We start from the raw sequence: 13,342 nt of genomic DNA, 5'->3' as shown, positions 1-13,342 counted from the left end.
GTGCCGGGCCCTTCCCGGTGTGCGCCGCGCGCGTCGGCCGTCCGCTCAGGGCACGAGCACCGGCTCCTTCCCGGCCTCCGTCTCCGTCTGCGCCTCCGTGTCCGCCGCGCCCTCCACGTGCTGGGCGGGGCGCTTCGGCAGGGCGAACATCAGCAGGAAGATCACGCCCATCACCGCGGCCACCCAGCCCAGCGCGTGCTGGAACCCGTCCGTGAAGGCCGGACCCACCTCGGCCGGTGCGAGCGGCTCGTCGATCACCCCGAAGAACACCACCGACACCAGGCCCAGCCCCAGCGCGTTGCCCATCTGCTGCACGGTGTTGATCAGCCCCGACGCCGACCCGGCGTGCTCCCGCGGGACCTCCGAGAGCACCGCGTCCGTCAGCGGAGCCACGATCAGCCCCATGCCCGCACCCATGACCACCAGCGGCAGCGCCATCTGCCAGGAGGCGATGGACTGGCCGTACCGCCCTGCCTCCCACAGGTAGATCAGCACACCCGCCGCCATGACCAGGGCACCCGCCTGGAGCACCTTGCGCCCGAAGCGCGGGACCAGCAGCTGCACCGACATCCCGGCCGCCACCGACACGGCGACGGAGAACGGCACCCCGGTCAGCCCGGCCCGCAGCGCGCTCCAGCCGAGACCGACCTGCATGTACATCGTCCACACCAGGAAGAAGATGCCGAGGCCGATGCCGAACACCGTCTGCACCGCGATGCCCGCCGCGAAGCTCTTCACGCGGAACAGCGACAGCTCGATCAGCGGGGAGCCGTCCCGCGCGCCCTTGGCCCGCTCGTACGCCACCAGCGCGGCGAACACCACCAGCGCGCCGGCCATCGACACGTACCCCCACACCGGCCAGCCGAGCTCGCGGCCCCGGGTGAGCGGGTAGAGCAGCATCAGCAGCGCCAGGGTGACCAGCGCGACGCCCACCAGGTCCAGCTTCAGGGCACGCGGCGCCTTGGACTCGGTGATGAAGCGGGCGCCGAGGATCAGGCCCGCGACGCCGACCGGGAGGTTGATCAGGAAGATCGGCCGCCATTCCAGACCGAACAGGTTCCACTCGGTCAGCAGCGCGCCGAGCAGCGGTCCGGACACGGCGCCCAGTCCGACGATCGCGCCGAACAGCCCGAACACCTTGCCGCGTTCGTGCGCCGGAAAGGTGGCGTGCACGATCGACAGCACCTGCGGCACCATCAGCGCCGCCATGGCGCCCTGCAGGATGCGGGAGGCGACCAGCATCTCCGGGTTCACGGCGAGCCCGCACAGCGCGGACGCGAGGGTGAAACCGCCGATGCCGAGGAGGAAGACCCGCTTGCGGCCGTGGATGTCGCCGAGCCGGCCGCCGGTGACGAGCCCCGCGGCGAAGGCCAGCGCGTATCCCGCGGTGATCCACTGAATCTGGCTGAACGTGGCACCCCCGTCGCGCTGGATCGAGGGAACCGCGATGTTGACGATCGTGACGTCGACGAGGTCCATGAAGGCCGCGGTCATCACGATCGCGAGCGCGAACCAGCGGCGTCGGTCGCCCGCTGCGGGCCGAGGTGCATGCCGGGTGTCGGTGAAGGTCATGTCCCGTAAGCTATTCCCGATGTAGGTCAGATCAGGTCCTAGTTCCGGGGCATCCTCGACTCCATGACGACGGACACACCGGCCCGGCTCCTGACCCTTCTCTCCCTCCTCCAGACACCCCGTGAATGGCCCGGCGGCGAGCTGGCCGAACGGCTCGGGGTCTCCCGGCGCACGGTCCGGCGGGACATCGACCGGCTGCGCGAACTCGGCTATCCGGTGCAGGCGACCCTCGGCGCGGAGGGCGGCTACCGGCTCGTCGCCGGCAAGGCGCTGCCGCCCCTGGTCCTCGACGACGAGGAGGCGGTGGCCATCGCGGTCGGCCTGCGGGCCGGCGCGGGCCACGCCCTGGAGGGCGTGGACGAGGCGTCCGTGCGGGCGCTGGCGAAACTGGAACAGGTGCTGCCCGGCAGACTGCGCCACCGCGTCAGCACGCTCCAGGCCGCGACCACCCCGCTGACCAGCGGCGACGGCGCGACGATCGCACCGGAGACGCTCACCGTCATGGCCTCCACGGTGGCCGGGCACGAGCGGCTGCGGTTCGCCTACCGCGCGGCCGACGGCACCGAGTCCCGGCGCGTGACGGAACCGTACCGGCTGGTCTCGACCGGGCGGCGCTGGTACCTCGTGGCATACGACCTCGACCGCGCTGACTGGCGTACGTTCCGCGTCGACCGGGTGAGCGACCCCTTCGCCACGGGGGCGCGGTTCACCCCTCGGGAGCTGCCGACGGGGAGCGCGGCCGAGTACCTGCGCCGGTCGATGCACCGGGCGCAGCAGTCCTACGAACTGGACGTCACCTTCGCCGCACCGGCCGCCACCGTCGCCGCCCGCCTGCCCGGCTGGATGGGCGCGCCCGAGCCGCTCGACGAGGGGTCCTGCCGGCTGCGGACGACGGTGAGCGACGGCAAGGAGTGGATGGCGGTGCGCCTGGCCATGCTGGGATACGACTTCACCGTGCGGTCGCCGCGGGAACTGGTGGATGCGGTGCGGGAGTTGGGCGACCGGATGAGCAGGGCGGCGGAGGGCGGAACGGCGGGTTCCGAGCCGTGACACCGCGCCGGGCCCGCTCCCGGGGGACGGCACCGGCCCTGTGGCAGAATCTGCCGTCTGGCGGGTCACCCCGGGGTTCAGGTTCGGGGTGACCCGCCAACCGGTTCCGGGCCGGCAACTCGTCCCGCGGGTATGCGGGTTCCGCCGCACGGGCAAGAGAGAGCCGGGCCCGGCGCCCGGGGGGAGGGGCGCCGAACCCGGCCTTGGGAAGTCCCGGCGCCGGGGGGGTGGTGCGTCGGGACGTGGCTTTCACGGGGCGAGGGATCAAGCCTCTGCGGCTCGAACTCCTGGGTCTTGAATGCTTGTTCCCTGGCTCGGCGGGTTGAAGCGGCGGGGAACGGCCATATTCTGCGCGGTCTTTCGCCACCCGGCGTACGCACCCGGGGCTTCACGCCACCGCGTCGGACACGCCGACGCGCCCGACGCGCTCGCCACCCCGGCGCGACGCCGCCGGCCGTCACGCGGCCGCGTCGAAACCGGTGTCGCGCGCCAGCTTCTTCAGCTGGAGCAGCGCGTGCTTCTCGATCTGGCGGATGCGCTCGCGCGTCAGACCGTGCTCCTTTCCGACCTCGGTCAGCGTGCGCTCACGGCCGTCCTCGATGCCGTAGCGCATCTTGATGATGGAGGCCGTGCGCTGGTCGAGGCGGCCGATCAGGTCGTCCAGCTCCTCGCTGCGCAGCAGCGTCAGCACCGACTGCTCCGGCGACACCGCCGAGGTGTCCTCCAGGAGGTCCCCGAACTGCGTCTCGCCCTCGTCGTCCACCGACATGTTCAGCGAGACCGGGTCACGGGCCCAGTCGAGCACATCGGTGACGCGCTCCGGCGTGGAGCCGAGCTCGGCCGCGATCTCCGCGGGCTCCGGGTCCCGCCCGTGCTCACGGTTGTACTCGCGCTGCACGCGCCGTATCCGGCCCAGCTCCTCCACCAGGTGGACGGGCAGGCGGATGGTGCGCGACTGGTCGGCTATCGACCGGGTGATGGCCTGACGGATCCACCACGTCGCGTACGTGGAGAACTTGAAGCCCTTGCGGTAGTCGAACTTCTCGACCGCCCGCACCAGACCGGCGTTGCCCTCCTGGATCAGGTCGAGCAGCGGCAGCCCGCTGCGCGGGTACCGCCGGGCCACGGCGACCACCAGACGCAGGTTGGAACGTATGAAGACGTCCTTGGCCCGCTCGCTCGCGTCGACCAGCGCCCGGAGCTCCTCGGGGGTCGCCCCCACCTTGTTCTCCTCGAGGCCGTCGAGGATCTGCTGCGCGAACACACCCGCCTCGATGATCTGCGACAGCTCGACCTCCTTGGCGGCGTCGAGCAGCGGCGTGCGCGCGATCTCGTCGAGGTACATGCCGACCAGGTCGCGATCGGCGATCTCGCCGCCTTGGGCGCGGACAGTGCGTGCCGAGTCGGCCGTCTCGCCGGTGGCGGACTGACGACGGGCGACGGCGCGGGTTGCCATGCGTGCTCCCTTGCGATGATGAGGTCAGCGGGTGGTCCTGTGGACGCTCGGTACGCCTCCCAGGTCCCTCCGGACTCTGGTCGGGTGCCCTGCATCCAATGGAAACAACGACTGGAATCCGGACAGAATTCCCAACCCGACCCCCGATTTTCTGATCATGCAGTACCCTGTCGGCCCACATGGGGAGGCGCGATGCCGGCGGAACGCGCGGAGGTCCAGGTCAGGCCGGGCGGGGAGGAGGACCTGGCGGCCCTCACCGACCTGTACAACCACTACGTCCGTGGGACGGCGATCACATTCGACACAGCGCCGTTCACCCCCGAGGAGCGCCGTCCCTGGCTGCTCTCCCACCCTGTAGACGGCCCCCACCGGCTGATGGTTGCCACGGGCGCAGGTCAGGGGCGGATCCTCGGCTACGCCACGTCCAGCCCCTTGCGCCCCAAGCCCGCCTACGCCCCCTCCGTGGAGACGACGGTCTACGTCGCCCCGGACGCGGGCGGGCGCGGCATCGGCACCCTGCTCTACAAGGCCCTCTTCGAGGCCCTGGCGGGCGAGGGGCTGCACCGCGCCTACGCCGGCATCGCCCAGCCGAACGACGCCTCGACCCGCCTGCACGAGCGCTTCGGCTTCCGGTACGTCGGTACGTACCGCGAGGTGGGCCGCAAGTTCGGCCGCTGGTGGGACGTGGCCTGGTACGAGAAGGAGCTGTAACACCCCTGCCGCGGCAGGCCGCGCTCAGCCGACTCAGCCGAACTGCACCGACCGCTTGGCCAGCCCCATCCAGAACCCGTCGATCACGGACTTCTGTTCCCCGAGCTCACCGGCGGCGTCCGCAGCGCCCATGGACACGAAGAGCGGGGCGAAGTGCTCGGTGCGCGGGTGGGCGAGCAGACCGGCCGGGGACTTGCGGGTGAAGTCGAGCAGCGCGTCCACGTCCCGCGCCTCCAGGGCCTCGCGGCCCCAGGCGTCGAACTCCGCCGACCAGGCAGGGATGCCGCCCTGCCGCAGCGCGGCCAGGTTGTGGGTGAAGAACCCGGAGCCGATGATCAGCACCCCCTCGTCGCGCAGCGGCGCGAGCCGGCGCCCGATCTCCATCAGCCTCACCGGGTCCAGGGTCGGCATGGAGACCTGGAGCACCGGGATGTCGGCCGCGGGGTACATCTCGACGAGCGGGACGTACGCGCCGTGGTCCAGGCCCCGGTCCGGGACGTCCTGCACGGGCATGCCGGGGGCGCGCAGCAGCTTGCGCACGGAGTCGGCGAGGTCGGGGGCGCCGGGGGCGGGGTAGGTTACCCGGTAGTAGTGCTCTGGGAAGCCCCAGAAGTCGTAGACGAGGGGGACGGTGCCGGTGGCGCCAAGGGCGAGCGGAGCCTCCTCCCAGTGGGCGGAGACCACGAGGACGGCCTTCGGCCGGGGCAGCCCGGCCGACCAGCCGGCCAGCTCACCGGGCCAGACGGGGTCGTCGGCCAGGGGCGGGGCGCCGTGGCTGAGGTAGAGCGCGGGCATGCGCTCCTGAGTGGCGGCGGTCATGACGGCGGCCCCCTTCGGCAGGCTTCCTCGATGATTACTTGAACTCTCAACTTCCACCACCGACTGTACGACAATTTGGTTTAACGTTCAAGGAGGTTCGCCGTACAGTGGAGTACATGAAGAGGGCACCCGCATCGGCCGACGCCGGACCACCCCGCTGGCTCACCGACGAGGAACAGCGCGTCTGGCGCGCGTACATCGAGGCCTCCACCCTCCTGGAGGACCACCTGGACCGGCAGCTCCAGCGTGACGCGGGGATGCCGCACGTGTACTACGGCCTCCTGGTCAAGCTCGCCGAGGCCCCGTCCCGGCGTCTGCGGATGACGGAGCTGGCGATGTCCGCGAAGATCACCCGCTCCCGCCTCTCGCACGCCGTCGCCCGGCTGGAGAAGAGCGGCTGGGTGCGTCGCGAGGACTGCCCCTCCGACAAGCGGGGCCAGTTCGCCGTTCTGACGGAGAAGGGCCAGGAGGTGATGCGCCGGCACGCGCCCGGCCACGTCGAGGCCGTACGCCAGGCGGTCTTCGACCGGCTCACCCCGGAACAGCAGAAGTCCCTCGGCGAGATCATGGGGATCATCGCCGAGGGACTTCAGCCGAGCGAAGCGGGTGCGGACCTGCCCTGGCTCCGCTGACGAGGCGGAGCCGGGGCAGGTCCGGGGAAGCCGTACGGGGAGGCGTCCCCTCCTCCTCCGTACGGGTGGCGTGAGCCGCGCCTGCGGTCAGTGGATGGCCACTGGCCACCGGCGCCACGGTCAGTGGATGGCCACCGGCATGACCGCCTCGTCCTCGGCGGAGGCGTCGGAGGACCCCGCGGCGACGGTGCTGCCCGGCTTGCCCACGTTGATCAGGGTGAGGGCGATGGCCCCGGCCGCGACCAGGATCCCGACGGCGAACCAGATCGCGCTGGTGTACCCCTCCACCTGGCCCTGGAGCTGGACCAGCTGCTGCTGCGACCGGCTGTCGGCGCCGCCGATGTGATCGGCGATGTAGGACGTGGTGGCCGAGGCGGCGATCGTGTTCAGCAGGGCCGTACCGATCGCGCCGCCCACCTGCTGCGAGGTGTTGACCATCGCGGAGGCGACACCGGAGTCACGCGGCTCCACACCGAAGGTGGCCAGCGACATGGCCGGCATGAACGCCGTTCCCATGCCCAGACCCAGCAGCACCATCGCGGGCAGCAGCACGGTCGCGTACGAGGAGTCGATCTCCATCCGGGTCAGCAGCAGCATACCGAGCGCGGCGACCAGGAAGCCGGGGCCCATCAGCAGCCGGGGCGCGACCCGGGTCATCAGCCGGGTGCCGATCTGCGTCGACCCCACGATCATGCCCACGATCATCGGCAGGAAGGCGAAGCCGGTCTTGACCGGGGAGTACTGCTGCACGACCTGGAGGTAGTAGGTGAGGAAGAGGAACAGGCCGAACATCGCGATGATCGCCAGGCCCAGCGAGAGGAAGACACCGCCGCGGTTGCGTTCGGTGACCACGCGCAGCGGCAGCAACGGCGCCTTGACCCGGGCCTCGACGACCACGAAGGTGACCAGCAGCACGGCCGACACGACGAACATGCCGACGGTCACGGAGTCGCTCCAGCCGTCGGACTCGGCGCGGGTGAAGCCGTAGACGAGCGCGACCAGGCCCAGGGTGGACAGGACCACGCCGGGGATGTCGAGCGGCGAGCGGTTGCGTCCGCCCTCCGGCTCACGGATGACGAAGTACGCGCCGGCCGCGGCGACGACGGCGAACGGGATGTTCACGAAGAACGTCCAGCGCCAGTCCAGGTACTCGGTGAGAACGCCGCCGAGGATCAGACCCACGGCACCACCGCCACCGGCGATCGCGCCGTAGATGCCGAACGCCTTGGCCCGCTCCTTGGCGTCGGTGAACATCACCGCGAGCAGGGAGAGCGCGGCGGGCGCGAGCAGCGCGCCGAACACACCCTGCAGCGCACGGGAGCCGAACATCATGGCCCCGTTGGTGGCCGCGCCACCGAGTGCGGAGGCCAGCGCGAAGCCGCCCAGACCGAGGACGAAGGCGAACTTGCGTCCCCACAGGTCGGCCACCCGGCCGCCGAACAGCAGCAGACCGCCGAAGGCGAGTGCGTAGGCGGTGATGACCCACTGACGGTTGCCGTCCGAGATGCCCAGGTCCTGCTGGGCGGAGGGCAGCGCGATATTCACGATGGTCGCGTCCAGGACGACCATCAGCTGGGCGAGCGCGATGAAGACGAGCGCTTTCCAGCGGTTGGCGTCCGGACTGGCGGTCTTCGCCGCCAGTGAGGCTGTTTCAGACATGGGGGTACCCACTTCGGTACTTGTGACGGAAATCGAGAATGTGTAACGAAAAATCGGGTGTCTTGAGGCAACGACGCGCCCCCGTGCAGGACGGCCGTTCCGTGCGAGGCCCGTGGGTCGGACGGGCGGCGCGAACGCGGTGTCAGGGCTCGCTCAGCGGCGCAGATCCTCCACGGTCACGGCGGAACCCGGGAGGACGCTCGGTGCGGGGGCCCGCATCCCGTCCAGGAACAGCTGCAGATGGCGGTGGACGAAGCGGTCGGCGCTCATGCAGCCGGCACCGGCCGGGGGCCGGCTCAGCTGGGCGACGCCCACCAGAAGATCGCCGTAATCCACGTCGGCGCGGAGCTGACCGGCCGCCTTGGCACGGTCCATCAGCTGCGCGACGAGGCTCTCCGTTCTCCGGCGCGCGTCCTCCAGGTCGGGGTGGTGCTGGTCGAAGGCGCTGGAGATCATCGGGCACAGTGCGCTGATCCGCTCGTCGGCGGCCGCGTGCGCGAAGCTCTCCAGTGCCTCGAAGGCGTCCCCGCTCTCGGTCAGCGCCCGCTCGGCCGCCTGCATCGTACGGTCCATGACGGAGCAGACGACCTCGCGCATCAGCGCGTCACGGTCGGGGAAGTTGCGGTACACCGTGGCATTGCCGACACCGGCCCGGCGGGCGACCTCGTCGAGCGGCACGTCCGGCCCGAACTCGACGAACATCTCGCGGGCGGCGGTGACGATCCGCTCCCGGTTGCGCAGGGCATCGGCACGGGGCCGGGGCGCCTTGCGCGAAAGGGGCGGTGCGGTCTTCACGGTGCACTCCTCGGACGGTTGGCTTGGCGATCCGGGGAGTCCATCCCCGTTTCGCGCGAACATCTGTCTAAACGGGGAAACGATCCCCGGTTATTTCCCGCTCCCCGGATTCTTTTCTGTGAACCATGTCACCGCCCTGACCGGGCACGCCCCCCCAACCCCCCGCCCCTCTTACACCCCTGGGCCCCCGGCCGGCCCCACCCCGCACCCCACGATCGGCCCTCCCAGCGAGCGCACCCCCGACCGGCGACGCAGTGTGATCGAGAGGGTGCAGTCGGAGACCGGCGGCTGCCGTGTGGAGCGGAGGTGCCCGCATGCTGTGGCAGCCGAGCCGACGCCGGATATCCCCGCGCCGCCTGGCCGCCCTGGCCTCCGTCTCCGCCCTGACCCTCGCCGTCAGCACCTCCGCGGGCAACGGCCACCTCTCCCCCGGCACCTCCACCGCCGGCGCCGGCCCGAGCGCCCTCTCCCGCACCTCCGCACACGGCCCCTGCATGATCGGCAGCGACCGCGAGGTGCAGATGTCCGAGGGCATCCCGACGGACTCCGGTTACACCCGCTCCACCGGCACGGTCCGCGCCCTCACACTGATGATCGACTTCTCCGACGCGCCCGGTGAGGGCGACGCCCTCGACCGCTACCGGGAGTTCTTCCCCCAGACCCGGGAGTGGTTCGCCACCAGTTCCTACGGCCGCCTGGACTACCGCCCCGAGATCCCGGTCCCCGACTGGCTGCGCATGCCCAAGTCCTTCCGCGCGTACGGCATAGAGCGCGGCGCCCCCTTCGAACCCGGCTACCGCGAACTGGTCCGCGACATCGTGGCCGAGGCCGACCCCGAGGTGGACTTCCAGAAGTACGACCTGCTGAACGTACTGGTGACCCCCAACGCGGGCCCGGCCGCCCTCGACACGGTCCTGTCCGTCACCTTCGCGGGCAACAGGGAGGCCCCGACCGCGGACGGCATCCCCGTCTCCAACGCGTCCTTCGTCTACTCCCGCCAGGACGACGGCTCCGGCTCCTACGACCGCACCGGCTACCGCGTGCTGCCGCACGAGAACGGCCACGTCTTCGGCCTGCCCGACCTCTACACCGCGGAGGGCGGCGGCGCGGTCGGCCACTGGGACATCATGAGCGAGGACTGGGGCGCCAACAACGACCTCCTGGCCTGGCACAAGTGGAAACTGGGCTGGCTGGACGCGTCCCAGGTCGGCTGCGCGGCGAGCGGCGGCACACGGGAGTACGCGCTCACCCCCCTCGCCCGCGCCGGCGGCCCGAAGCTCGTCTTCATCCCCCTGAACGCCCACTCGGGCTACGCCGTCGAACTGCGCACCCGCGCCGGCAACGACGAGGCGGTCTGCCGCCCCGGCATCCTCATCTACCGCGTCGACGCGAACGTGGACACCGGCATGGGCCCGATCACCGTCCACGACTCCCGCCGGGACAGCGGCGGCTGCACCCGCGCCCCCAACGTCCACGCGGAACTCTCGGACGCGACCTTCACCCCGGGCGAGAGCTTCGTGGACCGCAAGAAGGGGATCCAGGTGACGGTCCTGAAGGCGGACACCGACACCTACCGCGTCCGCGTGACCCGCTCCGAGAGGACAGGGCTGCTTCTGACACATCCCCGCCGCACCAGCACCGCGACCGGGTAGCGAACAGCTTCGCTCACCCGCCGGTGGAAGAAGCCTCCGGCCTGCACGGCTCGGGCAGTGCGGATCATCGCGGTGCCGCCGGCCTGATCGCCCCGTGCAGCACCAGGTCGGCCAGCCCGAGCAGCCGAGCCTCCAGATCGAAGGGCGGCGGCCCGGGCCGGGCCCAGGTACGCAGCACAGCGAAATAGCCGGCGGCCAGGGTCTGGCCCGCCAGGTGTGCGTCGAGATCCGGCGCCGCCTCATCGGCCGAGTCCTGGATGAGCGTGCTGAACGAATAGGCGAGGGGAGGGTCGTTCAGAATGTCCAGCATCCGCAGAGCCGGCTCGGTCAGCGCCACCGTCTCGGATCGCGAGGAGGTGCTCACCGCGGCCAGCATGCGCATCGCGTGCGACAGCCGGTGGCGCAGGGGGGCAGCGGCGTCGAGACCGGCGTCCCGGCCGAACGCGCGCGCCCGCCGGATCACCGACCCCGAGACGATCCGCCAGCGGATGTCCCTGATGGGTCTCAGCGTCACGGAGGGCGCCCAGGTCGTCGTCGCCGGATGCCGGCGACAGGGCTCCGGCGCTCCTCCGCTGAGCCGGCGAGGCAGACGAGTTCGGAGTCCGTCAATCGCGGCGGGCGGCCCAGCCATCGGGTATCTCCAATCTCGTCATCGATCTTCGCGTACAGTGCGGTCAGCAGGGCGTCCAGGTCATTCGTCACAGATCGATCTTGGACGCCCTGTCTGTGTTCCCGGACGCACCGTCAGCATTCGGACTGACTCGTCCAGTTCCGTCACAGTGACCGGAACCGGAGAACCTGAACCAGGCACAGGGACATCCCCCACGGAAACAATGCAGCCTTCCTAGGAGGTCTTCATGTGGAGAGACCGGGTTCGTATCGGGGTGTCCCTCTTCGGGCCGGCCGGTGTCTGCGGCCTTCTCGCCTGGAACGAGGAGAGCCTCGGTATCGGCTTGTTGGGAGGGCTCGCACTGTGGTTCGGCGCTGCCGCCTTCGCCTGGAGGGGCTCGCAGGCCCTTCTGGGAAGGATCGGTGTCCCGGAGGAAGGAAGGTCCGGCCCGCCCGCCGGTCCACCCCTGGTCCCCGGGCAGCCCGGTACCACCACACGCGGTGCACACGACGACGCGGCAGGACAGGCGACACGACAGGTCGTCGGGGACACGGTGCTCCGCGTACGACGGGCTTGGGTCGTGCTCGCTCTGATCGTTCTGGTGCCCTGCATGCTCGGTTTCAGCGCATGGGGGATCGTCATGCTCAGCAAGAAGGACTTCCTGAGCGCCGGGATCACGCTCGGCGCGGCCTGTTTCCTGGGCTGGTACTGCTGCGGCCCGTTGCGCCGTGCCTGGCAGGGGAACGGTGCGTTCTTCCTCGGTGGCGGCGGGGACGCGTAGAGCAGTCGTCGAGGCCGCGCCGGCCGCAGAGACTGACGCACAAGGCCGTGAGCCGGGCACCGCTTATGCAGCAGCGATAACACTTGACCGACATCAGTGATGTGTTACCGTCGATGCATCGAACTCGTCATCGGTGATGCTTGCTGACGCTGCGCAGCCAGGGGGCGGCGGCGCGGTCCGGGCCGTCGGTTTCGCCCTGTCCGAGCACACCATGGTCGACCAGCACCTGGGCGGATCGTCCATCCGAACCCGTCAGGCTACCTGGTACCGGTCCCCGAGAGGCACATGGGGTTTCGGGGAAACCCGATGCCCGGCATGACGGCCGCCATCGGCAACGCCGTCCACCACGCCACCGGACGTCTCGTGTCCGTGACCTGCCCACCACCCAGGACAAGATCATCAGGGAGGAATGAGACCGATGAAGGACATGTGGGAGCAGCTCCACCGCTGGTGGGAGGCAGGCACACCGTGCGGACTCGCGACGGTCGTATCGGCGTACGGCTCGGCCCCCCGGCAGCCCGGAGCCCTCATGGTCTGCGCTCCGGACGGCACCGTCACCGGCAGCGTGTCGGGCGGCTGCGTGGAAGGCGCGGTGTACGACCTGGCACAGCAGGCCGTACTGGACGGCATCCCGGTGCTCGAACGCTACGCGGTGAGTGATGACGACGCCGGAGCGGTAGGCCTGACGTGCGGCGGAACCATCGAGGTCTTCGTCGAACGCGTCGACCGTCAGACCTTCCCCGAACTGGGCGTCCTGCTGAAGCATCTGCGGGCGGGGGACGCCGTCGCCCTGGCCACCGTCGTGGAGCCGCACGGGTCCGTTCCCGCGGGAGCACACCTGGTGTACCGGTCCGGCACCCTCTCCGGAACCACCGGTGATTCCGGTGTCGACGCCGAAGTCGCCGAGGCGGCCCGGCAACTGCTCGCGCAGGGCCGCTCCCACATGTTCCGTCCCAGGTCCGATGACGCGGGCAGCGAGGCCGCCGCCCCGCGGGTGTTCGTCAACTGCCTGGCTCCCCCGCCCCGCATGCTGGTCTACGGTGCCACCGAGTTCGCCTCGGCCCTCACCCGCCAGGGCGCGCTCCTCGGTTACCGGGTGACGGTGTGCGACGCCCGGCCGGTGTTCACCACCCCCGAACGCTTCCCGGAGGCCGAGGAGGTCGTGGTGGACTGGCCCCACCGGCACCTCGCCGCCGAAGCGGCAGCGGGACGGATCGACCACAGCACCGTGGTCGTCTCACTCACTCACGACCCCAAGTTCGACGTGCCCTTGCTGCAGGCCGCGCTGCAGATGGACCTCGCCTACATCGGCGCACTCGGCTCACGCCGAACGGCCGAGCAGCGCACGGCATCGCTGCGCGGCGCGGGGGTGCGGGACGACCGGTTGGAACGGCTCAGTTCTCCCGCGGGGATCGATCTCGGCGGCGCCGACCCGGCGGAGACGGCTCTGTCGATCGCCGCCGAGGTACTCCTCCACCGCCACGGGGGCACAGGCTCTCGGCTCTCGGAGACCGAGGGCGCCATCCACCGGATGTCACCGGCGCCTGTGGTCTGCCGACCCGCGGCAAGCTAACCGGTACACGCCACGCCGGCGTCCACGCTCGC

General features: G+C 70.7%; 12 protein-coding genes and 1 pseudogene. 6 read left to right on the top strand and 7 right to left on the bottom strand.

Annotated features, from left to right (window positions below):
• Positions 1-45: 45 nt before the first annotated feature.
• Positions 46-1,572 carry an MFS transporter gene (locus AC5L3C_RS21865; RefSeq protein WP_493650440.1) on the bottom strand — a complete coding sequence of 509 codons (1,527 nt, stop codon included), beginning with the start codon at positions 1,570-1,572 and terminating at the stop codon, positions 46-48.
• 63 nt (positions 1,573-1,635) lie between these two features.
• Here AC5L3C_RS21865 and AC5L3C_RS21860 point away from each other — a divergent pair, with 63 nt between their 5' ends.
• Complete coding sequence (locus AC5L3C_RS21860; protein WP_493650438.1) at positions 1,636-2,622, top strand: helix-turn-helix transcriptional regulator; 987 nt, start codon at positions 1,636-1,638, stop codon at positions 2,620-2,622.
• 457 nt (positions 2,623-3,079) lie between these two features.
• Here AC5L3C_RS21860 and AC5L3C_RS21855 read toward each other — a convergent pair whose 3' ends face one another.
• The gene (locus AC5L3C_RS21855; protein WP_493650437.1) at positions 3,080-4,078 is read right to left on the bottom strand and encodes a sigma-70 family RNA polymerase sigma factor; all 999 of its coding nucleotides are present in this window, start codon (positions 4,076-4,078) and stop codon (positions 3,080-3,082) included.
• Positions 4,079-4,270: 192 nt separating this feature from the next.
• Between AC5L3C_RS21855 and AC5L3C_RS21850 the strand changes: the two genes are divergently transcribed.
• Positions 4,271-4,789 carry a GNAT family N-acetyltransferase gene (locus tag AC5L3C_RS21850; protein WP_493650436.1) on the top strand — a complete coding sequence of 173 codons (519 nt, stop codon included), beginning with the start codon at positions 4,271-4,273 and terminating at the stop codon, positions 4,787-4,789.
• Between the two features lie 33 nt (positions 4,790-4,822).
• On the opposite strand, the gene AC5L3C_RS21845 is transcribed toward AC5L3C_RS21850, so the two are convergent.
• A complete protein-coding gene (locus AC5L3C_RS21845; RefSeq protein WP_493653971.1) occupies positions 4,823-5,584 on the bottom strand; it encodes a dioxygenase family protein in 762 nt (253 codons plus the stop codon).
• 140 nt (positions 5,585-5,724) lie between these two features.
• Here AC5L3C_RS21845 and AC5L3C_RS21840 point away from each other — a divergent pair, with 140 nt between their 5' ends.
• The gene (locus AC5L3C_RS21840) at positions 5,725-6,240 is read left to right on the top strand and encodes a MarR family winged helix-turn-helix transcriptional regulator (RefSeq protein ID WP_493650435.1); all 516 of its coding nucleotides are present in this window, start codon (positions 5,725-5,727) and stop codon (positions 6,238-6,240) included.
• A gap of 120 nt (positions 6,241-6,360) precedes the next feature.
• Here AC5L3C_RS21840 and AC5L3C_RS21835 read toward each other — a convergent pair whose 3' ends face one another.
• Together AC5L3C_RS21835 and AC5L3C_RS21830 are read right to left on the bottom strand one after the other, a co-directional pair.
• Positions 6,361-7,899 carry an MFS transporter gene (locus AC5L3C_RS21835; RefSeq protein ID WP_493650434.1) on the bottom strand — a complete coding sequence of 513 codons (1,539 nt, stop codon included), beginning with the start codon at positions 7,897-7,899 and terminating at the stop codon, positions 6,361-6,363.
• A gap of 153 nt (positions 7,900-8,052) precedes the next feature.
• Positions 8,053-8,694 carry a TetR/AcrR family transcriptional regulator gene (locus tag AC5L3C_RS21830; RefSeq protein ID WP_493650433.1) on the bottom strand — a complete coding sequence of 214 codons (642 nt, stop codon included), beginning with the start codon at positions 8,692-8,694 and terminating at the stop codon, positions 8,053-8,055.
• 314 nt (positions 8,695-9,008) lie between these two features.
• On the opposite strand from AC5L3C_RS21830, the gene AC5L3C_RS21825 reads away from it, so the two are divergent.
• Entirely contained in the window at positions 9,009-10,346 is a 1,338-nt protein-coding gene (locus tag AC5L3C_RS21825) for a M6 family metalloprotease domain-containing protein (RefSeq protein WP_493650432.1), read from the top strand.
• A 64-nt stretch (positions 10,347-10,410) separates the two neighbouring features.
• On the opposite strand, the gene AC5L3C_RS21820 is transcribed toward AC5L3C_RS21825, so the two are convergent.
• Together AC5L3C_RS21820 and AC5L3C_RS21815 are read right to left on the bottom strand one after the other, a co-directional pair.
• Positions 10,411-10,860, bottom strand: coding sequence for a hypothetical protein (locus AC5L3C_RS21820; protein WP_493650431.1), 450 nt, complete (start codon positions 10,858-10,860; stop codon positions 10,411-10,413).
• A gap of 65 nt (positions 10,861-10,925) precedes the next feature.
• Positions 10,926-11,048, bottom strand: a pseudogene (locus AC5L3C_RS21815) (IS982 family transposase); the annotation flags it as partial.
• Positions 11,049-11,566: 518 nt separating this feature from the next.
• Between AC5L3C_RS21815 and AC5L3C_RS21810 the strand changes: the two are divergent.
• Both AC5L3C_RS21810 and AC5L3C_RS21805 read left to right on the top strand, forming a co-directional pair.
• Positions 11,567-11,737 (top strand): hypothetical protein, encoded by a 171-nt coding sequence (locus AC5L3C_RS21810; RefSeq protein WP_493650430.1) that lies wholly within the window; start codon positions 11,567-11,569, stop codon positions 11,735-11,737.
• Positions 11,738-12,155: 418 nt separating this feature from the next.
• Positions 12,156-13,310 (top strand): XdhC family protein, encoded by a 1,155-nt coding sequence (locus tag AC5L3C_RS21805; RefSeq protein WP_493650429.1) that lies wholly within the window; start codon positions 12,156-12,158, stop codon positions 13,308-13,310.
• The last annotated feature ends 32 nt before the right edge of the window (positions 13,311-13,342 follow it).

The sequence above is a fragment of the Streptomyces speibonae genome (assembly GCF_984686075.1).
The sequence above is the reverse complement of the archived record's forward strand: the minus strand, read 5'-3'. Positions and strand labels throughout refer to the sequence as shown.